This is a genomic window from Flavivirga sp. 57AJ16 (assembly GCF_028736925.1).
In the GTDB taxonomy this organism is placed as follows: domain Bacteria; phylum Bacteroidota; class Bacteroidia; order Flavobacteriales; family Flavobacteriaceae; genus Flavivirga.
In genome coordinates this window covers 19235-44895 of record NZ_JAQZAT010000004.1, presented here as the reverse complement: position 1 = coordinate 44895, position 25661 = coordinate 19235, and the positions used below count along the sequence as shown (strand labels likewise).

General features: G+C 35.9%; 16 protein-coding genes. 11 read left to right on the top strand and 5 right to left on the bottom strand.

Going from position 1 to position 25661, the window contains the following annotated elements; all coding sequences use genetic code 11:
* Positions 1–287: 287 nt before the first annotated feature.
* Entirely contained in the window at positions 288–3998 is a 3711-nt protein-coding gene (locus PQO00_RS05445) for a ShlB/FhaC/HecB family hemolysin secretion/activation protein (protein ID WP_274183819.1), read from the bottom strand.
* A gap of 57 nt (positions 3999–4055) precedes the next feature.
* Here PQO00_RS05445 and PQO00_RS05440 point away from each other — a divergent pair, with 57 nt between their 5' ends.
* Positions 4056–5246, top strand: a complete 1191-nt coding sequence (locus PQO00_RS05440) for a Pycsar system effector family protein (protein WP_274183818.1) — start codon at positions 4056–4058, stop codon at positions 5244–5246.
* A gap of 382 nt (positions 5247–5628) precedes the next feature.
* Here PQO00_RS05440 and PQO00_RS05435 read toward each other — a convergent pair whose 3' ends face one another.
* Entirely contained in the window at positions 5629–6078 is a 450-nt protein-coding gene (locus tag PQO00_RS05435; protein ID WP_274183817.1) for a hypothetical protein, read from the bottom strand.
* Between the two features lie 418 nt (positions 6079–6496).
* On the opposite strand from PQO00_RS05435, the gene PQO00_RS05430 reads away from it, so the two are divergent.
* Complete coding sequence (locus tag PQO00_RS05430) at positions 6497–7201, top strand: SOS response-associated peptidase (RefSeq protein WP_274183816.1); 705 nt, start codon at positions 6497–6499, stop codon at positions 7199–7201.
* Here PQO00_RS05430 and PQO00_RS05425 read toward each other — a convergent pair.
* Complete coding sequence (locus PQO00_RS05425; protein WP_274183815.1) at positions 7198–8217, bottom strand: AraC family transcriptional regulator; 1020 nt, start codon at positions 8215–8217, stop codon at positions 7198–7200. The genes PQO00_RS05430 and PQO00_RS05425 overlap by 4 nt on opposite strands.
* 149 nt (positions 8218–8366) lie before the next feature.
* Positions 8367–9401, bottom strand: coding sequence for an AraC family transcriptional regulator (locus PQO00_RS05420; protein ID WP_274183814.1), 1035 nt, complete (start codon positions 9399–9401; stop codon positions 8367–8369).
* Between the two features lie 195 nt (positions 9402–9596).
* On the opposite strand from PQO00_RS05420, the gene PQO00_RS05415 reads away from it, so the two are divergent.
* The 6 genes from PQO00_RS05415 (at position 9597) to PQO00_RS05390 (ending at position 15690) form a co-directional block, all read left to right on the top strand.
* Positions 9597–9758: a DUF1328 domain-containing protein gene (locus PQO00_RS05415; protein WP_274183813.1), complete on the top strand. Its 162-nt coding sequence runs from the start codon at positions 9597–9599 to the stop codon at positions 9756–9758.
* Between the two features lie 38 nt (positions 9759–9796).
* A complete protein-coding gene (locus tag PQO00_RS05410; RefSeq protein WP_274183812.1) occupies positions 9797–9964 on the top strand; it encodes a hypothetical protein in 168 nt (55 codons plus the stop codon).
* Positions 9965–10042: 78 nt separating this feature from the next.
* The gene (cls, locus tag PQO00_RS05405) at positions 10043–11467 is read left to right on the top strand and encodes a cardiolipin synthase (RefSeq protein ID WP_274183811.1); all 1425 of its coding nucleotides are present in this window, start codon (positions 10043–10045) and stop codon (positions 11465–11467) included.
* Positions 11468–12810: 1343 nt separating this feature from the next.
* Complete coding sequence (locus PQO00_RS05400) at positions 12811–13359, top strand: hypothetical protein (RefSeq protein WP_274183810.1); 549 nt, start codon at positions 12811–12813, stop codon at positions 13357–13359.
* Positions 13360–13373: 14 nt separating this feature from the next.
* Positions 13374–14897, top strand: coding sequence for a GH3 auxin-responsive promoter family protein (locus PQO00_RS05395; protein ID WP_274183809.1), 1524 nt, complete (start codon positions 13374–13376; stop codon positions 14895–14897).
* Between the two features lie 184 nt (positions 14898–15081).
* The gene (locus tag PQO00_RS05390; protein ID WP_274183808.1) at positions 15082–15690 is read left to right on the top strand and encodes a DUF2652 domain-containing protein; all 609 of its coding nucleotides are present in this window, start codon (positions 15082–15084) and stop codon (positions 15688–15690) included.
* Between the two features lie 832 nt (positions 15691–16522).
* On the opposite strand, the gene PQO00_RS05385 is transcribed toward PQO00_RS05390, so the two are convergent.
* Positions 16523–17617: an acyltransferase family protein gene (locus PQO00_RS05385; RefSeq protein WP_274183807.1), complete on the bottom strand. Its 1095-nt coding sequence runs from the start codon at positions 17615–17617 to the stop codon at positions 16523–16525.
* An 800-nt stretch (positions 17618–18417) separates the two neighbouring features.
* On the opposite strand from PQO00_RS05385, the gene PQO00_RS05380 reads away from it, so the two are divergent.
* The 3 genes from PQO00_RS05380 to PQO00_RS05370 all read left to right on the top strand — a co-directional run bounded on the left by PQO00_RS05380 (position 18418) and on the right by PQO00_RS05370 (position 24989).
* A complete protein-coding gene (locus PQO00_RS05380) occupies positions 18418–18750 on the top strand; it encodes a hypothetical protein (RefSeq protein ID WP_274183806.1) in 333 nt (110 codons plus the stop codon).
* 540 nt (positions 18751–19290) lie between these two features.
* Positions 19291–23634 carry a CusA/CzcA family heavy metal efflux RND transporter gene (locus PQO00_RS05375; RefSeq protein ID WP_274183805.1) on the top strand — a complete coding sequence of 1448 codons (4344 nt, stop codon included), beginning with the start codon at positions 19291–19293 and terminating at the stop codon, positions 23632–23634.
* 122 nt (positions 23635–23756) lie between these two features.
* Positions 23757–24989 (top strand): efflux RND transporter periplasmic adaptor subunit, encoded by a 1233-nt coding sequence (locus PQO00_RS05370; RefSeq protein ID WP_274183804.1) that lies wholly within the window; start codon positions 23757–23759, stop codon positions 24987–24989.
* Positions 24990–25661 lie beyond the last annotated feature (672 nt).

The window sequence follows — 25661 nt, the reverse complement described above, 5'->3', positions numbered from 1 at the left end:
AATATAAAACATGTGCTCAGCTTGACTGGGTATATAACCGTAACGATACACAATGTCATCAAGTTAAGGGAATTTGTTCTTTATTTGTCACATTGAGTACTTCGGCTACAGTTTATCTTGAGCGCAGCCGAAGTGCTCAGTATAAACTAAAAGCCGAAAGGCTCAGACTGACATTACGGCCTTAACTTAATGACATTGAACGAATGCTATGCTTAGATTTTCTATTTTATCAGAACTAAAAATAATTCAAAATAAATACGGTTATTTTGAAATTCATTTGGTATAAACTAGAAATTCAATCCAAACCCAAAAGAAAATCGGAGGCCTTCAACGCTATTAAAAAAGTTAAAGGTACCTTGAACAGAATCTGCTGCTGCAATCCAAAACCCGCCACCGTAATCGTTATGCCATTGTCTGGAGTTGTCATTTTTAATCCAGACCCTACCCACATCACCACCTACAAATACCCCTATTTGTAGAGGTAAGGTTTTTGTTTTAAATGAGTTAAAGGCATACCTCAAATCGGCACTTCCAACTAAAGCATTTTGTCCGGTAAATCGTTCGGTTCTAAACCCTCTTAGCCCATTTTTTCCACCAATGTTAGCCGCTTGGTGAAATACAAGGTCGTCTCCAAACCTGAGCTGTGCTCTAAGATCGGTTTTTAAAACCAATTTTCTATTCGTCGAAATAGCATTGTAAAACCCTAAATCAGCATTTAAATAAGCAAATGTATTTTCGGTCATTTCAGGTTCTGTTTTTAATCCGGTAAAGGCTTTGAAAACCATAGCCCGTGTAGGTATAATTTTGTTATCAAAGCTTTCGTACTTAAAATTAGCCTCCAGTCCTAGAAAATAACGTCTATTATAAAAATTGGGTATCGTGCTTGATGGCATAAATGTCTCGATAAAACGATCTGTTGCTTCTGCTATTTCAATGCCTTCTGCGATTAACTTAAAGCCATAATCGCTTCCAAACCCCCCTCTTTTAAGCAGTCCAATACTAGTGGCATAAATACTGGTACGTACTCTATTGTAATCCAAACCAAAAACAGCATCATTATTAACCGTTTCATTACCGTAACCAAAGAAATTATTCGAAAAATTTTCACTTGTTAACCTTCCAGACACATGAAGGTTCCAATCTCCAAATAAATTTGCAAATTCACCATGATAGTCTAAGCTAAAACCACTGGTCGCAAAATAATAGCCCCCTTTAATCTTGTGCTGGGTTGTAAATGGGTTGCGGTGAAATCCTTTTGTTGTAGAGACTTTGCTAATACCCAGTAAAAACCCATCATCTGGATTATAACCAAGACTCGGTGTTATGGTACCGGATTTAACGATATTCTTATTAAAGTCGAAGAGATTGTTGTTATAAGTATCTGCAAAATCCAGTTTGGCACCTTTATTTTCCTCAACAGTGTTTTTTTTCGATTTATGGTCATAAATCCTAATACGCCTCCCATTTTTTATTCGGTATATGTCATGGTTCTGTCCGCCAATTATCCGAATGAAAATAAGTTCATCTGCCTCTCCATCTACTTCAAAAATGTCATCATCATCCAAACCATAAATCCAGATTTCCTTGGTGGTTTTTTTGTTGAACGTTCGGTCTAAAATAACTTCGCCTTTTTCTCCATCCTTAATCCTGGAAATAGTTATATGGGTTTCGTTTTTTCCAATTCTATTTATTTCGATGAGGTCATCTTTGTCGGTTCCTGTAAGAACAGCTAGCTTATTAAGATGATTATAATAGCGTTCTGCGATGTCCATTAAATTTCCGCGCCTTCCTTTTAAATGTTTTTGAATGCCTTCAAGTGATTCATCCCTGACTTCTTTTGGGATTTTGGAAAATGCTTTTGAGATAACCGCATCGGTGATATGGTCTTGAAGGAACTTTGCTTGTTTTAACCAGGCTTCTTTTTCCGATTTTTGTATCAGCACTTTATCTAGTTTAATTCCGGCACTGTTCATCCACTTTATGTCCTTTAATTCGGAATCGTAAACCTGAAGCTGGTTAGTAGAACCAGAGAGTGTACGCATGAGATCCAATAAGGCGCCATCAAAATTAGAGAATACCTGATCACGGTCCCTCGGTATGGGCTTATATAGTTTATCACCGTTTTCTTGATCGAACTGGGCCCAGCGCCATTGGTCTTGATGCCTGTCCCAATCGCCTAAAAGCATATCGAAAAGTCTGGCCCTGATAAAGGTATTTTCGTCAATTTTATATTTTTCGTCCTTTCGTATTTTGGAAATAATATCATGGGTGCTTTCTATGTCGTCTGCATAACCAAAGTTCTTTTCATCAGAATAATTTTCTTCAGGGCGTTCTTCGATCATGTACAATTCACCTCCATAGGAGGTATTATAATCTCCTAGATATTTATGTTTCGGAATATAGAACAAACGAGGGTTGGTATGGTAAACCTTGGCCGCGTGCGCTAGATCGGGAACCACGGAAAAGGCATAAGGGTGGGATGCGGTATAAAAATCTAGAATAAGATCTTCTATATACGTTTTATCAAAATCATTTTCTATATAGGTGTCTTTAAATAAAACAGTTTGTAAATATTGTGTCGCACTTTTACGAAGCGCTCTCATATTAAGCTCACGACCATCCTTGGTTTTTAATCGTAATGAACGGGTTTGATGGCCACCTCCGGGACGTACAATTTCCAGACCACCATATAAAGTATCCAAAGTAGCCACTGTGGCCTTGATTTTTGTACTGTAAATGTCACGATATCGGTTACCTAACAAGACCTCATGGAATCCAGATTTTTCAGTTTCTTCTTTACTGTAAATGGAGGCTTCTATAGTGTTGGGGAACGAATCGGGAAGTTTTGACGTATCGAAAACCTCACGTGTTTTGGGGAGTACTTCTTTTGCAAATAATAGTGTGGGGTCTCCATTTTTTTCTCCATAAAAACCTACCCAGGCACTGCCGTCTTTATAGATAATTAATTCTGCAAATCCCTGTTTTCCATAAGCGAACAATCCATTGTGGCTTAGGGAAACGACTGCCTCTTTTGCGCCCGAGCCCGATACAATTTGTTTAATGCCATTATTCTCTATGTATTGCAATGTGTGCTCATGGCCAGATGTGAATACGATATTGTCATACTCTAAGGCTAAGGTCTCTAAGCGTTTCATTAATTCATTATAACGTTCGTTATAACGATCTTGAATAGAAACACCTCCCTGGGTTCTAATTTGGGTAACAAGAGACCCTAGAAGAGGTAAAGGAATTTTAGTTTGTGTTGGATATAGGTGTTTTTTTGCCGAATAAAACCCGCCGTGTAGACCATTGGTATACATGGGATGGTGCATGGCAAGAACCACTCTTTTGTGTTGGGCCTTTTTTAGTTCGCCCTCTAATTCTTCAAAAAAGCGTTTGCGGGTCTTTATTTGACAATTATCGTTAATGGTAGGACTTTTATTCCAATTTTCTAAATACCATTGTGTGTCTATAATAATAAGTTGTATTTTTTCGCTAATCTCAATACGTTCCAAGGGACAGCCATTTTCGGGCTTGAATGTATTTTTGCCCAAAGCATCTTCAATATACTTTTCTTGGCGCTTTACACCTTGAACACCGTCTGCATACCAGTCATGGTTACCAGGAATAAAAATAGACGCCCCTTTAAAGTTGTTTACAGATTTTATTTGAGCATTTAAATGGTTTTCGGCATCATTTCGAGTCTCACTATTTTTTTTAGGAAGTCCGGCAGGATAAACATTATCACCAAGGAATAAGGCATAATCTTTTTCGGTACTTCTTTTAGAGATATGTTGTTGGAAAACCCCCAAAGCTGTTGACAAGCCGTTGTTAGGCGATTTACCAGCGTCTCCAATAAGATAGAAAGTTCGGTCAACTTCCTTTGATGGTAATTGAGGTTGTGTGTATTCCTTAGTTTTATATTGCGCTTTATGGGATGCACAATTTGTGAAAAGAGCACATATATAAATGATTAGAGTTATCCTATTCTTGAACATATTATATATCTTAGAGCTAAGTTTAGATTATTTACTAATTAACTAATATTCATTATTATGTCTACAATAATTGAAATTACTGATCAATTTGTATTCGATTTATTTTCAGAAAATTTACCGAATACAAATACTTATCATAATTACGAACATACGAAACGCGTATGGGAAAGTACAAAAGAAATCATAGAAAATATTGAAATTAATGCTTTTGAGTCAGAAATCTTATGTTTAGCATCACTATTACATGATATAGGCTATATTAAAACCAGAAAAGGGCACGAAGCGGAGAGTGTTAAAATGTCTACTGAGTTTCTCAAAGCCCAAAATGTTGATCAGAAAACGATTGATGCTGTTAACGCCTGTATTATGGCTACTAAATTCGACGTTGAGCCAAAAAATAAATTGGAAGAAATCATAAAGGACGCAGATGCTTCTCATTTTGGTAAAAAATATTTTTCAAAAGTTAGTGAATTGTTAAGAACAGAATTGGAATTACAAGGAATAAAAACCTATTCTGCCGAAGAGTGGCGTATCGAAAATATAAAAATACTTAGTGAGAAACACAGATATTATACCGATTATGCGAAGAAAAAATGGGGCAAGCGCAAAAAAAAGAACTTGGCCAAATTAATGGAGGTCAAACAAAAGCAACGTTCTAAAGAGCGTAAAGAAAAGTTAAAGGCCAAGTATAAAATGAAATACAAGAATGAGAGTTCCGAAAGAGGCGTACAAACCCTCTTTCGGGTGGCTTTAAGAAACCATATTAAGTTGAGCGATATTGCAGACACTAAAGCTAATATTTTACTATCTGTAAATGCTATTATTATCTCTTTGGTGTTATCCAATTTAATATCTAAGTTGGATAATCCATCAAACGACTATATGATCGTTCCTACTACTATTTTTGTCGTTTTTAGTGTGATCTCTGTGGTGTTATCGATCATAGCAACACAGCCTAATGTTACAAGGGGGCAATTCACGAGAGATGATGTAAAGAACAAAAAAGTAAACCTTCTCTTTTTTGGGAATTTTCATAAAATGGAACTTGGGGAATTTGAATGGGCCATAGGAGAAATGCTAAAAGACAAGGATTACATTTATAGCAGCCTTAGTAAAGACCTTTATTTTTTGGGCGTTGTATTGAGTAGAAAATACAAAATATTAAGAATTACATATGCTATTTTTATGGCAGGTATTGTGATTTCTGTCTTGGCTTTTGCCATTTCATTTAGAGCACACGGATTGTAACCTGTACTAAATTGACAGGATTTCAAGCCTATATAGTCTAGGGATTCATATTCATGCTGTGTCCAATCAATACCATAAAGTATTGGATTCGTGTGAATTTGTACTATTCGTGTCTTTTTTATAGAGGTATACTCACAGTAGCTTCTGAAGAAGGGAAGCGGTTCAAATTATAATGCCTGTCTATTGTGAAAGCTATTAGCATATCCATTTAAGTGAACTGCGAACAAAATAAAGGTCCTTAAAAAATGTGGGTTATAATTTGATTTGTCAGGAGCCTGTCGGAATATTTTTAATTTACCGATAATTAACATCGGTGTGTCGACAGGCTCCTTTAGATTTGTTTGTAAATATCACGTCACACATTTACTTTTTTGGGGAGGTACTAAAATTTGTTAAATTCATCAACTAAGAAATAGTCACTGTCTTTATTATTAGTGACATAAGTGCCTTCTCCAACAAGATATTCCAAAGTTTTGCCATTCACTATGATTGCAAACCCTTTCTTTGTTTCGACAAGTTTAAAAGTCTCTTCAGGCATTTTTTTATAACGTAACACAAGATATTTATCATAAGAGTTATCGGTATCGTTATCAATACTTATAAGTTTGGCGACATGTTCTAAATTGGGATCTACCGTTTCACTGCCCATAGTAGCAGATTTACGCTTTTCAATAACTTTTACTTTATAAGTAATCTTTTCATCTCCATTGTCAAAGTGAAATGTATTGACTTTGGTTGTTTTCATTTTGTCTTCTATTTCTTGTCCATAAGAATAAGAAATAGAGAAGGTCATTATTAAGAGTGTAAATAAAATTAATTTCAAATGTTTCATTATATAAATTTTAAGTTAACATATTCGAAGTATCATTTTTAGATACTTTATATAGCTTCAAAAAAAGCCTTGTACAAAGGTAATAGTTAAGTAAAATGGACTTTTGCTCATATAAATTTAATCTTGATGCATTCCGTTTTCCTGATTTAACTTTATATGAAGTTTTAAATACCATTATTCATACTAATTAAATGTAGTTTATAAAGAAAATGGACGTTTTTTTAGATAGCATATATACAGGATTCTTGTTTTTAAAAACTGTTATTGGAATGGCGTAAATATAAATTACTGATGATTTACAGTATAGGTGTAATCCATCGGGATAAACCTAAGGCTTAATCATTTGCGACAGTATTTAAATGAATACAGACAATAGAAAAGACATCTTTTTAAGTCCTTTGAATAAAAATAGAAAGCTATGTGTTATAAAATATCAAATACAGCTTCGGTAAATACCATTGAAAAGGCATTTAATGTGTCGTTTAGGTTTCCTAAAATTCATAAGTCAAATCCCATAATTGACGGTATGAAAGAATCAACAGTATCTCTTATCACCATGAATAAGCCAAAGGAAGTGTCCCCAGCTATTTGGGGCATTTTACCAGAGTCTTTTCAGAATGAATGGCAATATTTTCAAAATGTGAAGAACACTCTAAATCTAAAAATTAATGATCTGAATGAAGACCCTAAATATCAAGAAGCTATAAAAAATAGACGTTGTCTAATTATAGCAACAGGATTCTTTACTTATTATTTGTACGATGGGGATTTATATCCTTACTACGTACATTTAAAATCTGAGGAACCATTTGTAATGGCTGGGATCTATAACCAATTGGACGATGGTTTTAAAACTTGCTCCATGATTGTATCCAAAGCTAATTCATATATACAGAAGATTCATAATTCAGATATGCTAATGCCAGTAGTGCTTGACAAGTTACAGCAAGAGAAATGGTTAGGTATTAAAACGAATACTCAATCGATAGCCTTGATTTTAGATACTGTTTCTCAATTAGAGTTTAACGCTTACCCTATAGCAAAAGAGTTTCATAAAAGAGACGTGGTCTATGACTCTATTTTGGAACCCGTTTTTTATAGCGATATACCAAAACCTAACTAATTTTTTAAACTAGCGCGATACTCTTTTGGAAGAATGCCATAGCGCTTAAAAAAAATCTTACTAAAGTAACTCCTACTCTTAAAACCTACACTATACACTATTTCTGAGACTGTTAAGTCTGAATTTTTTAATTGGTCTCTCGATAATTCTAGTTTTAAATCCCTTATGTACGCATTTACAGATTTAGAATACAGGAGTTTAAAACCTATTTGTAGTTTTTTTTGTCCAATACCGGATAATTTTGATAAGTGAGTAACGGGTAATGGTTCTGAGATATTATTTAAGATATAAGTCGATAGTTCCTGAATCTTTTTGATATGTGATCTTGAAAGAGAATCTGTTAATATTTTGTTATTCAGAGCATTTTGATGTTCCAATATTTGCATAGCCATTATTAAATTAAGCCGACCTTCTATTGATAAAGACCTTATAATACCACTGCTATCATATGTATTGTTTAATTGTTTGATTTGATCGGCAATCTTAAGATTATAGTTTCCAATATGTTGATATGATTCCTCTTTATTTTGATAATCAAAAACATGGCGTAAAACATCATCTAAATAATGCAGATTGCTATGTTTCTTTTTAGCATATTTTGAAGGATCTAACCGGATGATATTTACTTTAACTTTAATGGAACTTGGAAAGACAAATGTTTTTTTTGATGGTACCCTATTAGAGAGTATAATGTTTTGGTAACGATCCAAGTTTATGAAATCTGAGGTATTTTCTTCTTTGAATTCCAAGTTCCCATCAGAGATGAATATAAATTCAACGAGTTTGTTTTTTTTGTTTTCGAAGGTGATTTTTGTAATCTCTGTAAGTATGACATCAAAATCTATCAAGGATACGCCCCAATTAAAATCAATGCCTCTAATAGTGCCTTTGCCATACTTGTTACTAAACGTTAAGGTATGTTCACCAGGGATATCTTTTAGTTCACCGTTTAGACTTTGTTGTAATTTAATGAACACATCTTTAGTGTCCGTATTTTCAATATATATATTGTACATTCTTGATATGCCTTTGATTAAGGGCTTTTATAGAATGCAAAGAACTTAGGAATTAAAGTAATGGATTAACACTTATGAAATTTAAAATAACACTTTTCAGTTCTATTTTTGACTCATTTAAACCGTTAGAAGTTTTACATTAATACCTTTTAGGCAGATTTATTGTATCTGGATTTATCCAAATAGGCCTTGGGAGTGATCCCGAAGCGGTTTTTAAATATTTTGGAAAAATAACTTCTGGAACTAATACCTATCTTATAGGTTATTTCAGTAACGTTCAGGTCTGAATTTTCTAGAAGTTCTTTTGCCTTTTCAAGACGATAATTTTTAATAAATTCTTTTACCGAAGATTTGTACAAATGGCGGAACCCTTGTTGTAGTGTGTTTTGATTGAGGCCTACGCGTTTTGAAAGTACTGTAATACTATCAATATTGGCAATCTCATTTTTTATGATTTTTACAGCCTTTTCTATACTTTCTATGGTAGACTGCCGTAGAATTTTTTGCTTTTCAGGAGTGTTTAAATTGTCAAGGTACTCTTGTAAATAAAGAGTAAGTATTTCATAAGTCTTGCCTTCGAGAAAAACAGATTTCATGAAATCTTCTTCTAGGTCACATTGTGTAAACTCTTCTATGAATTTTGCTATTTCCAGACTATAATGGTCTTGGTGATAAAAGGTGTTAATACCATTTAAATCCCTAAAAACATTAACCAGCTCATCATTCATGTTAGAAACAAAAGCTTCTATTTTTTCTTCAAACAGTTTTCTGTTTATTTGAAGACTAAAAATACAAATTTGTGTATTTGCTGGGATTTTAAAAAGATGATTGTTTGTAGGGGCACTAGATAGCATGACACTTTCCAATCTTTTGATCGTATGAACTTTGTCTCCCTCTTTGAATTCATGTAAAAAATCAGATTTCCTATTGAACATTATTTTTAGAGGGTGTACGGCTCCTTTTTTAAGTTCAATATGTAACGCTTTCTTTAAAAGATAATCAGATTCTATAACCCCTATACCATGATCGAAGCAAGTGGCTTTTATAAAACCGGATCCCATTGTTTTGGGAATTTTTAGGCAATATTCATTATGATCAACATCGTAATCAATATTTAATGCATCTGCCATATCTTTTATAACATCACTGGCCTCTAAATCACCTATTTTTATTTTTTTGCTCACTTTTTTAAAGTCTTAAGTAGTAAAGGTAGCTTATTTTATGCTAGATTTTTATATGATAATTAGAAATACGTATATGAGCTAATATTAAAATCATACGGGTTAATATAGTATGTGTTATTTGTGGACATTTGTCTTGATAGCATTCATAAAAAGCTTATTAATGCTTAATTTAAATTAACTAATAAAACAAAAATTATGTTACGTTGGACCATTATATTTATCGTTATAGCAATAATTGCAGGAGTATTGGGATTTGGAGGTATAGCAGGGACATCTGCTGGAATTGCAAAAATATTCTTCTTTATATTTTTAATACTATTTGTTTTTTCTCTTTTAAAAGGACTGATTAAAAAATAACTTCTTTGCATAAAAAATAATTTTAAATATAAATAACAATGAAAAAATTAGCATATACATTCGTATTATTATTTGCCGCATCCATAATCTTTACAGGCTGTAGAGAAAATAAGTCGACGGGAGAAAAGGTTGAAGATGCCGTAGAAGAAACGGCAGATGATGTTGAGGATGCCGTAGAAGACGTGGAAGATGAATTAGAGAAATAAATTTACAACTTTAACCTAAGGCAATAGGGGCAGAACGATAAAATTCGTTACTGCCCTTATTTTATTAATTTAGCATATATGATAAGTATTTTAGTAATAGGCTATATAATTACTTCTGGACTAGCGTTTTTAGGAATTATTTTTTATGGAGCCAGACCAAGCCGTTCTTTAAGCTGGCTTTTTACAATTGTTTTTATGCCATATATAGGCGTTGTTTTTTATGTGCTTTTTGGAATGAACAAAAGGAAAATAAAAATCTTTAAACTCAAAGAAACCCACAGACGTAGATTATATGATGGTCAATATGATACGTTTGATGACCAAAAGCCTTTTGAGAATTTTAAATCAAAGAAAAAAAAGAAATTAGTAAAGCTCCTAATTAATAATAATAAGTACCTGCCATATAAAGGAAACCGAGTGGAGGTCCTACAGGATGGGCAGTCTACTTTTTCATCCATTTTCCATGCTATAAAACATGCTAAGCATTTTATACATGTTCAATATTATATTTTAGAAGAGGGTGAATTGATGGATACCATGTTTGATTTATTTAAAGAAAAAATAAAAGAAGGTGTGGAGGTACGTATTATGTATGATGCTATTGGTAGTTTTGATTGGCGAAGAAAATCGATTAAACGATTTAGAAGTATTGGTGTAAATATCTGTGCTTCAATGCCTTTGCGTTTTGGGAGTCTTTTGTTCTCTTTTAATTACCGCAATCACAGAAAGATTGTGATTATAGATGGCCATATAGGATTTACTGGAGGCTTTAATTTAACAGATAAATATATTAAACCACTTTCCGATATGGGGATCTGGAAAGATACCCATTTAAAAATAGAAGGCCCTTCGGTAGATAGTTTGCATAAAGTATTTATAAAGGATTATTATTTTGCAAGTAAAGAAGATATTTTAACAGATAAGAAATATTTACCCAAGCAAGATATAAAAGGGGACAGTATTGTTCAAATTGTTGCCGGTGGCCCGGATTCGGATTACGCAGCTATTATGCAGCAATATATCATGCTTATAAACTTGGCCGAAGATTACATTTGTATCGTCAACCCCTATTTTATTCCCAGCCCACAAGTATTGACCGCTTTGAAAATAGCGGCATTAAGTGGTGTGAAGGTTAAATTGCTGCTGCCAGAGCAGTCAGATTCAATAACAGCCAAATATAGTATGCGCTCTTATTTTCAAGAAATTATGCGGGCAGGGGTTGAAGTTTATCTTAAAAAAGATGGTTTTTTGCATAGTAAATTGGTCTTAATGGATGATGAAATTCTTTCTGTTGGCTCGGGGAATTTTGATAACAGGAGTTTTGATCATAATTTTGAGACCAATGTGCTGATTTATGATAGTATTATTACAAAAGATATGTATAAGGTATTTAAAAAAGAATGTGATGAAAGTATCCGACTGGATTACGATCAATTTTTGGATCGCCCATTACAAGATAAGTTTTTTGAAGGTTTGGCGCGATTTTTAAGCCCTTTGCTATAGCTTCACAACTAGTTTCTATTTCTAAAGAAAGCCTCGCTTTAATCGAAAAGAATGTCTCGATGCTCTACGTCGGACCTGCCCGGCAAAGGCAGGGTTTCCGTTGAACCTGCCTGCCGGCAATTACGGTGTACCCACAAATAACACAAATAATCACACCAAGTTAATTAGTATCTATTTTGCATCAAAGGCTTGTTCGAAACGGATTCCTCCCTTTTTAGCAAAAAAGGGAGGTGGCTGTATGTGGTAACATACAGACGGAGGGTTTGTTTTTTTAGGTGTTCTTTACATGTTTAATTTGTCAAACGCCCCTTACTTTTCCTCCTGGCGTCGAAAATTCATCCCCGCTTCTGCTGAACTACCGTGAGTACACATCTTTAAAAAAGACACGAATGGCACAAATTCACACGAATCCAATCCTTTATAGAATAGATTGGACACAGCATGAATAAGAATCCCTAGACTATATAGGCTTGAAAACCAGTCAATAGACAGAATAAATAACGAGAGTCAGATGTAAGCATAATATTATTGAGCTGACTATCAGTAATTTAATCTTGGTTGTCAGGTTGAGTACTTCGGTAAACTCAGCACAGGCTCTGTCGAAACCCATTTAAATAACAGGTTTTAAATCGAACTCACGTTAATTAGTGAAAATTTGTGCCATTCGTGTCCCATCTTTTTATTGTGCTTTATTTGTGTACACACAGTAGTTCAGCTGAAGCGGGGAGGTGGTTCAATTATACCAAATGAATTTCAAAATAACCGTAAATATTTTGAATTATTTTTAGTTCAGATAAAATAGAAAATCTAAGCATAGCATCGTTCAATGTCATTAAGTTAAGGAAATTTGTTCTTTATTTGTCACATTGAGCGCAGTCCGAAATGCTAATAAAAACTAGAAATCCAATTGGTCTTCGACTGCGCTCAGACTGACATTACGGCCTTAACTTAATGACATTGAGCATCGTTACGGTTATATACCCAGTCAAGCTGAGCACATGTTTTATATAGAAATATGAGCTAAAAAGAAATCGAAGATTCATGAACACCTATTTTTAAAATGAAAGATAGTGAACTAAACAAACATTATAGGTTGTTTTGATGTTTATTTGGTATTAGCTATATATAGACTCAGCCCCTTATTTTATTGGTAAAATGTGCTCTATAAAAGGAGCCTAAAAAGACTTTGTAATTTTTTAAACGCCCTATTTTTATTTGATCAGGTAATCAAGATGCTGGTTTTTAGAGATGGCCTACGCATTTGAGTTCATCTTTGTTGTATTTGAATTAAACCCTAAGAGTGAGAACCTTTAATTTGGCAACACACTATTTTGAAAAAATTAATGATGTTAAACAAATCAATTCCAAAATATTTAAAGCATGAAGCAGAAATAGCTTTATCTTTTTATCCAGAACTCAAAGAAGTGCCCATAGAATTTAAGCTAACGAGAAAAATGAGTTCATCGGTTATGAAAGCACAGCCTAAGCTTGGTAGTTTATTCAAAAAACGGAACAAACGCAACTATGTGATTTTAATAAGCAGGCATTTTGATATTCAAAATAGAAAGTTCCATACCCGTTCCATTCCACAAAATGTATTAATAGGCTGGTTGGGCCATGAATTGGGGCATGTTATGGATTATCAGAACAGATCAGGGCTAAACTTAATAAGGTTTGGTTTATGTTATCTGTTTTCTGAATCATTTGTAATCAAAGCGGAACAAACAGCAGACCATTATGCGATTAGGCACCATATGAAGGATTACATACTGGAAACTAAAAACTATATCTTAAGCCATACAGGGCTATCAGATAGATACAAAGAAAAAATAAAACGCTTGTATACATCACCAGAACAGGTTTTGGAGTTTGTAAACGAGAAAATGAATTAGTTTTAATAATTGTTATGGCGGTAAAAGGATCAATAATAAAAAGTATAATTAATCTTAAGGATGCATTAACGCCGTCTAAAGATCATTTGGAAGCTCAGGAAGCTGTTTTGAACGGTTTATTGGAGAAAGCAAAAAATACGGCATTTGGTAAAGCATATAATTTTGAAACCATATTGAGCAGCAATGAGAAGTCTAAGGTATTTGCAGACAACATGCCGTATTTTGATTATAACAAAATAAAAGATGAATGGTGGCATCGGGTCATTGCAGGGGAAGAGAACGTGACCTGGCCAGGAAACCCCGATTATTTTGCATTAAGTTCTGGTACTACAGGAAAGGAAAGTAAGCGTATCCCGGTAACAAACGATATGATCGAGGCCATAAAAAAGGCAGGAGTCAAGCAAGTTGAAGCATTATCCAATTTTGATTTACCAGCAACATTTTTTGAAAAAGACATCATGATGCTGGGCAGTTCTACAAACCTTAATGAGCACAACGGCCATTTAGAAGGCGAGATTAGTGGTATTAGTGCCAGTAAAATACCATTTTGGTTTGAAGGCTATTATAAGCCCGGGAAAGCCATTGCAAAAATAGATGACTGGGATGAACGTGTAGCGCTTATCGCCAAAAAAGCCAAGGATTTTGATATTGGAGCGCTAAGTGGCATCCCCTCATGGATCGAGCTCATGCTTGAAAAAGTAATCAGGTATAACAATGTGGACACGATCCATGATATATGGCCAAACCTTCAGGTTTATACCTCTGGAGGTATTGCTTTTGCCCCCTACGAGAAGAGCTTTAATAAATTATTAAGGCATCCCATAACGGTTATAGACACCTATCTGGCTTCAGAGGGTTTTATTGCTTTTCAGGACAGACCAGATACAGGCGCTATGCGTTTAATTACAGATAATGGTATTTATTTTGAATTTGTTCCGTTTAAACCAGAGTATGTCAATGAAGATGGTTCTCTAAAACAGGATGCCCCATCAATAACATTATCTCAGGTAGAACGCGATCAGGATTATGTGCTATTAATTAGTACGGTTGCTGGCGCCTGGCGTTATATTATTGGAGATACCATAGCGTTTACGGATATTGAACGTGCCGAAATTAAAATTACCGGGCGTACTAAATTCTTTTTGAACGTCGTAGGATCCCAGTTGTCAGTAAATAAAATGAATGACGCCTTACTGGAAATGGAAACCCAATTTAATATTGAGATTCCTGAATTTACCCTTTCAGCAGTGAAAATAGACCATGCGTTTTATCACCATTGGTATTTGGGAACTTCGTCAACCGTAGATAATAAAAAAATGGCCGATGTTTTAGATAGGCTATTACAGAAAGCCAATAAAAATTATAAGGTAGCTAGATCCAAGGCCCTTAAAGGTGTTAAAGTCACAACCGTTTCCCCCGAGGTCTTTTCAGATTGGAATGGTCATCAAAAGAAAAAAGGAGGCCAGGTAAAAATGGAACGGGTTATGGGCGAATCACGATTTAAGGAGTGGGAAGCCTTTGTGTCCAGATCAAGATAAAAAATTAGCTTTTATATTTTTTTATACCAAATGAATTTTAAAATGATTGGAAATAGAAATCGAAGATTCACGAACACCAATTATAAAAATAAAAGATAGTGAGCTAAACGGATTTAACCAGTTATTTTGAAGTTTATTTGGTATTATTGTAATATTGAAGTGTTATTAGGCAAATGAAATATACATGGAGCAAAAACCAAAACCTATGCTAATTTGTATTCCGGATATTAGCGGATTTACAGAATTTATGAGTGCTGCGGATATTGAGATAAGTTCGCAAGTAATCCCGTCCCTTTTAAATAAAGTCATATACTCTAACAACTTGGGTTTTAGGGTTTCTGAAATAGAAGGTGATGCTATTCTATTTTATAAAACAGGTGACCTGCCCACATTCAGGGAGTTAGTAGAGCAATGCAGGTTATTTTATACCAAATTTTATAAACAATTAAGGACGCTCGAGATATTATACAAATACGAGGTGCAAGGCATTAACATCCCAGAGGTTTTGGGCTTAAAGATCATTTTACATTATGGAGAAAAGATCAGTGCCGTTCAAATAGGGAAAAATATCAAGCTCATGGGAGAAGATGTTATTGTAGCACATCGCCTTTTAAAGAATAAAGTGCCCTATGATGAGTATATTTTGTTATCAGAAAGTGTTCTGGACCAATATAAAGAGGAAGAAATAGAGCATAATTTTGGATGGGGCCGACTTCAAGAAAAGGATACATCTTATAAGCATATAGGTGACATAAGCTATCGTTATATTAATTTGGAACCATTGGCCGAATAAGGGCAACCTTGAATAAAAATATAACCAGAGTTCAATTTAACAGTGATTTCAATTGCTAAATGGTATTATAATGGATATATTATGCGGCATTATCAGAGGAGCTTTTAACTTTGGTTTATGCTGAGGTTTTAATTGTGATCAAACAGGTTAAGGACAAAGTGCCTGGCAGACCTATTAATAACCTGTCTGCCGACCAGCTACGGTATGTATACCCACAAATAATACAAATAATCACACCAAATTAATTAGTATCTACTTTGTACCAACGGCTTGTCCGAGACGGGTACCGCACCATTTTTAGCAAAAAAGGGAGGAGCGGGTTTGTTTTTTTAGTGCGGTTTGGTCTCTCTGCCCATTGTTGGGAAAAGGCCATTGGGCAGTCCCCGACCTTTCGGAAGGGGACCGAGCGTTTAAAAATAGTCCAGTGGACTATTTTAGTGTAGGTGCCAGACTGCGCGAAGGACTAAAAAGCTTCGGAGCACAGGAGCATTGGCGTTGGTCATGGTGGTGGGGCGACGCGAAGTTTTGGGCTTGGTCCTTCTCAAGCGATAGCGTGAGAAGGAATACCTCTCGAAAGGGCGTCTTTTCTCCTGCCTGCCGGCAGGCAGGTTTGTTACTTTTCTTTGGACGAGCAAAGAAATCGAAGATTCACGAACTCCTATTTATCAAATTAGATCTGTGAGCTAAAAGTAAGTAAAAAAACTTTTAGTTTATATACCGAAAAAGATGTAGGTACACCGTACCTACCGACCAGGCAGGCAAGGTTTAGGGCTTTAAAATCCTTCTCTATACACCACGCCTTCGTGTGGCGCAGGACATCATATCATGTAGCTTAAACTTTTATGAATATCTTTTTCCTATACAATAAATAACCCAAAAGCACATAAAATGAAACCACGGTAAGGCCGTATAACAACGAGGAAAATTTAGGACTTAAAAATTCATGCACAAAAATAATTTCGTAAAGCCAGGCATGCACATTGCTATCTTCCCCTACTTTTATTAAATACATGGATTTAGATATAAAACTAGATAAAAAGTAAATGGTAATGGCATTCATGCCTACATATTTAAATACGGTTCCGAATCTATATTTTTTGACGTCCCTTAAATAATAAATAATGGCGAGGATTAACGTGCCCCAACCACTAGTCACTAAAACAAAACTACTACTCCAAAGTGCCTTGTTTATTGGAAAGTATATATGAAACAAATAACCGGAAAGTAATAAGCCGAGTCCAACAAAAAATAAATACCTCACTTTGGTAAGTCCATCTAACAATTTTCCAATTAAAATGCCCGAGACACATGTTACAACCGCTGGTAATGTACTAATCATCCCTTCTGGATCATAATCCGGTTGCCACATATGTTTGCCCAAAAGGTTTAAGTCCAGATAATTGGCCCAGTTATTTGGGGCCCTGTCAAATGTTGGCGACACACCATGCAGGTTTGGAAACGGCATAAAACCAAGAAACAACCAATAGCCTACTAAAATAAGTGCTGAAATAGTTACCAAACTTTTCCAATTACAATTAAGGTACAATACAGACGAAATAAAAAATACGATCCCTATTCTTTGAAGTACCCCTGGGAACCGTAAGGTCTCAAAATCAGAAACAAAAGGGAAATAGGGTAAAAACAAGTTGAGAAATAACCCTAGCCCAATCAATTTTAGGCTTCTAACCGTTATTTTTTTGTAGACGGATTTACTGTTCGGTTTATTTTTGTAAGCGAAATAGATCGAAATACCAACAATGAATAAAAAAAAGGGAAAAATTAAATCTGTTGGCGTTAGCCCATGCCATTCGGCATGTAATAAAAGAGGATAAACATGGCCCCAATCCCCAGGTGTATTGACCAAAATCATAGCGACAATGGTAATCCCTCTTAAAATATCGACAGATTCTATCCTTTTCTTTTCCAATGTGATCTATATTTTTAAGTTTTATCAAATATAAATAATATCCCCATTCTTTTCTAAGCCCTATTTTATAAACTTTTCCAATTGGCTGCAACCTGCTTTGCCGGCAGCTACGGTGTACCCACAAATAACACAAATAATCACTCCATGTTAATTAGTTTCTACTTTGTGCCAACGGCTTGTTCGAGACGTGTTCCTCCCTTTTTGGCTAAAAAGGGAGGAGAGGGTTTGTTTTTTTAGTGTTCTTTTCTTTTTTTAGTGCGGTCTGGTCTCTCTGCCCATTGTTGGGAAAAGGCCATTAGGCTGTCCCCGACCTTTCGGAAGGATAGAGCACAAAAGCTTCGGAGCGCAGGAGCATTGGCGTTGGCCATGGTGGTGGGGCGACGCGAAGTTTTGGGCTCGGTTCTTCTCAAGCGATAGCGTGAGAAGGAATCCCTCTCGAAAGGGCGTCTTTTCTTTTGTTACTTTTCTTTGGACGGGCAAAGAAATCGAAGATTCACGAACTCCTATTTATCAAATTAGATCTGTGAGCTAAAAGTAAGTAAAAAAACTTTTAGCTTATATACCGAAAAAGATGTGGGTACACCGTAGCTCGCTGGCAGGCAGGAATGTTCCTTTTCATCCTTTTTTCGTCTTTTTGTTATACCAATTATTACTTCGTAACGCTACTATGCAGTGCAAAAAAACCTTCATTTGGAAATGAAACCTGTTTTTTGACAGGTTAATTAACGTAAAACCCGTTTAAAAGTTAATTAGACATTCAAATCACTTTAATATTTAAGATAGTTTGTATCTTTGCTTTAATGAAATGTATCGTACTTATATTGGCTGCATTAATTATTACATCCCCCATGCGGGAGCATGTAGATGTTGTCGTTGTTGGTACACATTGCGATAGTTTTGAGCGTTTTGATAACCTAGGACTAGAGGAACAACATCAAGATGATAATGAGGATGAAAAGAATTCAAGCCATCACCATCATTGTGTAGATATGAGTATTACCAATGTGTTCACGCCTACTAAGTTCGAGTTTCAACTTGATTTTTCACCTGAATTCAAAAAACCAATATTTTCATATAAAAAGGGTCACTCTTATAACTTTTTAGACCGCCTTTTTCAACCCCCTCGGGTATAATTCAATTTTTTTTGAGGATACCTATATCCTGATACGTTTTAATAAAATAACGTGAATAATGTTTAAGTCATGTAGTGCTATTTCAAGACTCGTGTTAAAATTTTAACTAGCGTATGGAAATGATAACGCTACTGTCTCCCTGAGCGCAGTCGAAGGGCTGTTGAATAATACTTCAAAGCTAGTGCTACGCCAAGGTGTATCGAGAGTATATCAAATCACAGGTTTAATACTCTAGCTAAACGTGAATTAGAAATAAATTTCAACAAACAAGACACATTTGTGTTTCTGATGAACAGTGCTTTGTTATGTATAGCGTAGCCCAATGTCATTAAGTTAAGGGAATTTGGTCTTTATTTGTCACATTGAGCGCAGTCGAAATGCTAATAAAAACTAGAACTCCAATTGGTCTTCGACTGCGCTCAGACTGACATTCCGGCCTTAACTTAATGACATTGAGCGTAGCCGAAGTATTCTAAAAGCTCAAAATTCTTACCCATTATTCACATAAAACATATTTATAATTGAATTAATAAAATTTTTATGATAAATAAACTTATCAAGTTTTCGATCCATAACAAATTTGTTATTGGATTGTTTACACTCGCATTAATCATTGGAGGCATTTACAGTGTTAAACAAGTGCCTGTAGATGCTGTTCCGGACATTACCAATAATCAAGTACAGATTATTACCCAGGCACCTAATCTAGGGACAGAAGACATCGAACAATTTATTACCTACCCCGTAGAAATTGCCGTAGCAAACCTTCCGCAAGTGACAGAAATAAGATCCATTTCACGATTTGGGCTTTCGGTAGTAACGGTTGTTTTTAGTGACGATTTAGATACCTATTTGCCACGGCAATTAGTATCTGAAAAGTTAAACGAAATTAAGGCCAATATTCCAGAAGGCTTTGGTGACCCTTTTATGGGCCCCATCTCAACAGGCTTAGGAGAGATTTATCAATATACCCTAGAAGTGGCCCCAGGGTTTAAAGATCAATATGATGCCATAGAACTGCGTACCATACAAGATTGGATCATTCGCAGGCAAATGGCCATGGTTCCTGGCGTTGTAGAAGTGAACGCCTTTGGCGGACGTGTTAAACAGTATGAAGTCACTATAGACCCGAATGAGTTGAATGCCATTGGGTTGACTATTAGTGATGTGTATAGTGCACTGGAAAATAATAACCAAAACACGGGCGGTGCCTATATTGAGAAGAACCATCAAGCGAATTTTATTAGGGGAGAAGGTCTAGCTCGCACTTTGGATGATATTAAAAATATGGTAGTGACCAATAGAGAAGGGATCCCCATTACTGTTAAAGATATAGGAACGGTGCAATTTGGCAAAGCGACCCGATATGGGGCGTTAACCAAAAATGGAGAAGGAGAAGCTGTTGGAGGTATGATTTTAATGCTAAAAGGCGCTAGTACAAATGCTGTTATTAAAAGTGTTACCAGTAGAATGGCCGATATTCAAAAATCTTTACCAGAAGGCGTAACCATTAAACCCTTTTTAGATAGAAGTAATCTTATAGAAAATACAACGTCTACTGTGAAGAATAACCTGATAGAAGGAGCGCTTATCGTCATTTTTATTTTGGTGTTTTTCTTAGGAAACTGGAGGGGCGGATTAATAGTGGCTTCAACCATTCCATTATCATTACTCTTTGCTTTTATCCTCATGAATGTTTTTGATGTTTGGGCAAACTTAATGAGTTTGGGAGCCATTGATTTTGGAATTATTGTTGACGGTGCCGTAATTATTGTGGAAAGCACCGTTTTTCTTATCTACCAACGGATTAAAAAAACGGGGGCTATGACGGCAAAAGATAGGGATGACATGGCATACAGTGCGTCATCAAAAATGATGAATACGGCTTTCTTTGGGCAATTCATTATTCTTATCGTCTTCTTGCCTATTCTAGCTTTAGAAGGCGTAGAAGGAAAAATGTTTATACCTATGGCCTTGACTTTTAGTTTTGCTATGATTGGAGCCATGGTATTGTGTTTAACATATGTGCCAATGATGACGGCGGTATTTTTAAAAGTGCCCAAAACAGAAAAAAGATATTGGGGAGACCGCCTCGTACATGGGTTGGAGGACAAGTATGAAAACTTATTGGTAAAGGCTTTGGGAAAAGGAAAAATGGTCATGGTTTCATCTGTTGTATTACTTGCATTGGCCGTGTTTGCCTTTACTAGAATGGGCGGGGAGTTTATGCCGCAATTGGATGAGGGCGACTTGGCCTTTCACGCTATCTTAAAACCAGGAAGTTCATTAACGGAAACGATAGAAACAACCACAAAAATTGAAAAGATAATAAAACAGCATTTTCCAGAAGTTATCGATGTGATAAGTAGGATAGGTGTTGCAGAAGTGCCAACAGACCCTATGCCTATGGATATTGCAGATGTCTTTGTCATTCTGAAACCTCAAAATGAATGGACTGGCCATATGACCAAAGAAGCACTTATTGATAAAATAAAAGCCATGATAGAGCAGGTTCCTGGCGTAAATTATGAATTTACACAGCCTATCGAAATGCGTTTTAATGAATTGATTACAGGCGTTCGTGAAGATATAGCCGTGAAGCTTTATGGCGACGATTTGGATATGCTGGCAAAAAAAGCCGAAGAGATTGGTAAAATAGTAGCCACTGTCGATGGTGTTGCAGATATGAAAGTAGAAGCGACTTCTGGCCAACCACAAATTACCATTCGTTACAATAGAAGTAAAATAGCCCAATACGGTTTACAAATAAATGAACTGAATAAGCTTATAGAAACGGCATTTGCTGGAGGTGTTGCCGGAACCATTTTTGAAGGCGAAAAACGTTTTGATTTAGTGGTTCGTCTTAAAGAGGAATTACGACAGGACCTGAATAATGTTAAAAACCTGTTTGTGACGCTGCCCAGTGGCGCTCAAATACCATTGAAGGAAGTCGCGAGTATCAGCTACAAACCAGGCCCCATGCAAATAAGTCGCGATAATACCAACCGTAGGACCTATGTAGGTATTAATGTTAGGGGGCGTGATATAAAATCGTTGGTAGAAGAAATTCAGCAAAAAATTGAAGACGAAGTAAGCTTGCCAGCAGGATATTATGTGAGATATGGTGGCGCTTTCGAAAATTTAGAGCGCGCTACCAGTAAACTAAAAATGGTTGTTCCCATGGCATTAGGGCTCATATTTGTCCTCATTTTCATGGCATTAAAATCATTTAAACAGACCATGATGATTTATATGGCTATCCCTTTGGCAGCCATTGGAGGTGTTTTTTCATTAATGCTTCGGGGTATGCCTTTCAGTATCTCGGCAGGCGTTGGTTTTATTGTGCTTTTTGGAGTGGCCGTATTAAATGGTCTGGTATTGATTAGTGGGTTTAACGAACTCAAGGAAACAGGGGTTATGGATCTTGACGAACGTATTAGAGTAGGCACAAGACGGCGTATACGTCCCATATTATTAACGGCCTTAACCGATATGCTGGGGTTTTTGCCCATGGCATTATCAACATCCTCAGGGGCCGAGGTGCAACAGCCTTTAGCAACCGTGGTTATTGGTGGTCTGTTAACATCTACGTTATTGACCTTATTTGTTATCCCCGTTTTATATAAATGGATTGCACGTAAAAATGATGAACAGGGGTTTTCAAAATCAAGGACCTTTGGGAATAAAAAAGCCATTATAGCAAGTTTTATATTAATATTTAGTTTTGGAATGGCCCAAGCGCAGCAATCAACCATTTCTATGGAGGAAGCTGTTACCATGGCATCCAAAAACTATCCGTCTTTAAAAGCAGCCCTGCTTTCTGTGGAAAAGGAGAAAGCATTAAAAACTACTGCCTGGGATTTTGGTGAGACCACTATTTTTACATCGGGAGAAGACATAGGAAATAATAACCCTGCTACGTATACCACTTTAGGCATTGGACAAAGTGATATTGCCGTTTTCGGAATGCCTTCAAAAAATAAATTAGCGAATGCCTATATTAAACTTGCCAAAACGAACGTGGAATTAAGCACTTTAAGCCTAAAGCAAAAAGTTCAAACAGCTTGGGCAAAGGCTTATACCACTAAGAAAATAGTTGAGTCTTATAAGGAGATACTTGCTATGTTTTCTGGATTGAATAAAGCCATAGACTTGCGTTTTGAAACAGAAGCCATTTCAAAACTGGAATACAGTGCCACCAAGAATCAAGGAAAATGGATCGCGCTTAAAAAGGAACAAGCGCTAGTGTCTTATAAAACGGCATTACAGGAATTGAATCAGTGGTTATTTACAGATACATGGTATGAGGTGCCATCAACATCATTTGATGCCATGGATAGTACCCTCTTGATTAATGAAACAAGCTTGAAAGACCATGCCCTTTTTAAATTATGGGAAAATCAATTGGATGTTGCAAAAGCCCAGCAAAAAGTGGCTAATGCCCAATTTTTACCGAAGTTATCTGCCCAATATGGATTTCAAAAAATAGCAGGTCAATCCGGATTTAATAGTTTTCAAATGGGTATAAAAATGCCATTGGTATTTAACAAGGCAAAAGGAACATCTAAAGCTTCAAAAATTAATAAGGCCATTATAGAACAAGAAAATAGGGTCAAACAAGCACAGTTTGAAAGTACTTTTTATGCGATGCTTTCAAAATATGAACAGTTAGAGGCCAGTTGGCAATATTATAAAAATGAAGCCCTGCCATTGGCTATAGAGCAACGGCATGGAGCGAGCTTATCCTATAAGGAAGGCGCTTTGGATTATATAGGTTTTCTTCAGAATATGAAAGCAGCCATTCAATTGGAAATTAATACTTGGAAGATACTCCAGGATTATTTGGAAAGTAAAATCCAGTTGGAATATTTTTTAACCTTTTAACTGTTTAATCGTTTAATCGTTTAATTGTTTAACCGTTTAGCTGTTTAATTGTTTAACTGTTTAGCTGTTTAATTGTTTAACCGTTTAGCTGTTTAACCTTTTAACCACATAACCACAAAAAAATGAAAAAAATAAACATATATATCTCGGCAATTTTGATGGCTCTTGTAACACTCACAAGTTGTAAAAATCACTCAGAAAAAGATGGGCATGGCCACGATGCCTCAGGGAATCATGTGTCCCCAATAACAAACCCAAACACTCTGGACCCTGTCGATGCTCATGAAGAACATCCAGAAGAAGTTGTCTTGAATCAAGCACAAATGGCTGTTTTAAACATTAAAATCGATACACTTGTAAAACGAAACATGAAGGGGTTTATTCAGGTAAATGGTCAATTAGGAGTGCCACCTCAAAATGAGGCGGTCGTGACGGCAACCCTAGGAGCCAATGTGAATAGCATTAAAACAATTGAAGGCGATAAGGTAAGAAAAGGACAAACCTTGGCCTATATTAGCCACCCGGATATCATTACTGTTCAGACCGATTATTTGCAAACGTATCATGAACTTACTTTTTTGGAACAAGATTATAAGCGTCAAAAAAAATTATATGACGCTCAAGTCGGATCCGGTCGCGATTACCAGCAAGCACAATCAAAATATGTGAGCGCTAAAGGTCTGGTAAAAGGTCTTGAGGGTCAGTTGCGCTTGTTGGGCCTCTCGCCAAAAAACATAAGAGCAGGTAATATCTCTCAAGTGGCGCCCATAAAGAGCCCTATAGATGGTTTTATTGAAAAAGTACAAATAAAGTCCGGACAATATGTGCAGCCTCAGACACCTATGTTTGAAATTGTGAATACAGAGCATATTCATGCAGATTTAATGGTGTTTGAAAAAGATGTGAATAAAGTAAAGCATGGCCAATTGGTGAAATTTAATATGGAAGCCATAGGAAATAAAGAAATGACCGCTAAAATTTACTCAGTTGGAAAATCTTTTGAAGAAGGCCCCAAAGCCTTACATATTCATGCAGAAATAGAAAATAAAGATAAAAACTTGATCCCAGGGATGTACGTCAGCGCACGTATTATTACCGATGAGAACTTAGAACAGGCCTTGCCGGAAGATGCTGTTTTTCAAGAAGGCGAAACATTTTATGTGTTTACTGCAGAAAAGAAAGCGGATGACAGTTGGGGGTTTGCTCCCCAAGAAGTGATTATAAAATCTATGAGTAACGGATTTATCGCTTTCGATTTTATTGAGAATATCGATAAGAATACATTAGTTGCCCAAAGTGGTGCCTACTATTTAATGGCAGAGATGAAGAAAAGCGAAGCAGAACATACACATTGAAGCCATAAGAAACATCGAAATATATCTCTGCTAGGAGAACAAGAACCATTAAATTATAAAACGAATAGAAAAGCAAAGGTCGTTAGGAATAAGCATGTAACTGAGGCAGTCAGAAAAGTGTCAATCAGAATATTACCGAGAAACAAAATATATTTTGTTAAGAAGGTAGCAGCGAAGCTGTGAAGCATCTCTTAAAAACAAAATATATAGATTTACAAAACAATAAGATTCTTCGCTATAGCCTGTACTGAGCCTAGTCGAAGTACTCAGAATGACAAAATATATTACTTTTCAGAAAGCCTTCGTCTGATTTATATTTTTGTTTGAAGCTATTAAGCGAAGCTTCCAAGGTGAAATTTCATCATATTGAGAGGCCCCAAGTGCTTCGGCTGCCTGCCCGTCCGGCAGCTACGGTGTACCCACAAATAATGACACCAAGTTAATTAGTATCTACTTTGTACCAACGGCTTTTCCGAGACGTGTTCCTCCCTTTTTAGCTAAAAAGGGAGGTGGCTGTATGTGGTAACATACAGACGGAGGGTTTGTTTTTTTGAGTGTTCTTTACATGTTTAATTTGTCAAACGCCCCTTTCTTTTCCTCCTGGCGTCGAAAAATTCATCCCCTCTTCAGCTGAACTACCGTGAGTACACATCAATAAAAAAGACACGAAAG

Excerpts from the sequence above, each read along its gene's own strand:
- PQO00_RS05445 (WP_274183819.1), bottom strand. The coding sequence starts at position 3,998 with ATGTTCAAGAATAGGATAACTCTAATCATTTATATATGTGCTCTTTTC.
- PQO00_RS05440 (WP_274183818.1), top strand. The coding sequence starts at position 4,056 with ATGTCTACAATAATTGAAATTACTGATCAATTTGTATTCGATTTATTT.
- PQO00_RS05435 (WP_274183817.1), bottom strand. The coding sequence starts at position 6,078 with ATGAAACATTTGAAATTAATTTTATTTACACTCTTAATAATGACCTTC.
- PQO00_RS05430 (WP_274183816.1), top strand. The coding sequence starts at position 6,497 with ATGTGTTATAAAATATCAAATACAGCTTCGGTAAATACCATTGAAAAG.
- PQO00_RS05425 (WP_274183815.1), bottom strand. The coding sequence starts at position 8,217 with ATGTACAATATATATATTGAAAATACGGACACTAAAGATGTGTTCATT.
- PQO00_RS05415 (WP_274183813.1), top strand. The coding sequence starts at position 9,597 with ATGTTACGTTGGACCATTATATTTATCGTTATAGCAATAATTGCAGGA.
- PQO00_RS05410 (WP_274183812.1), top strand. The coding sequence starts at position 9,797 with ATGAAAAAATTAGCATATACATTCGTATTATTATTTGCCGCATCCATA.
- cls (WP_274183811.1), top strand. The coding sequence starts at position 10,043 with ATGATAAGTATTTTAGTAATAGGCTATATAATTACTTCTGGACTAGCG.
- PQO00_RS05400 (WP_274183810.1), top strand. The coding sequence starts at position 12,811 with ATGATGTTAAACAAATCAATTCCAAAATATTTAAAGCATGAAGCAGAA.
- PQO00_RS05395 (WP_274183809.1), top strand. The coding sequence starts at position 13,374 with ATGGCGGTAAAAGGATCAATAATAAAAAGTATAATTAATCTTAAGGAT.
- PQO00_RS05390 (WP_274183808.1), top strand. The coding sequence starts at position 15,082 with ATGGAGCAAAAACCAAAACCTATGCTAATTTGTATTCCGGATATTAGC.
- PQO00_RS05380 (WP_274183806.1), top strand. The coding sequence starts at position 18,418 with ATGAAATGTATCGTACTTATATTGGCTGCATTAATTATTACATCCCCC.
- PQO00_RS05375 (WP_274183805.1), top strand. The coding sequence starts at position 19,291 with ATGATAAATAAACTTATCAAGTTTTCGATCCATAACAAATTTGTTATT.
- PQO00_RS05370 (WP_274183804.1), top strand. The coding sequence starts at position 23,757 with ATGAAAAAAATAAACATATATATCTCGGCAATTTTGATGGCTCTTGTA.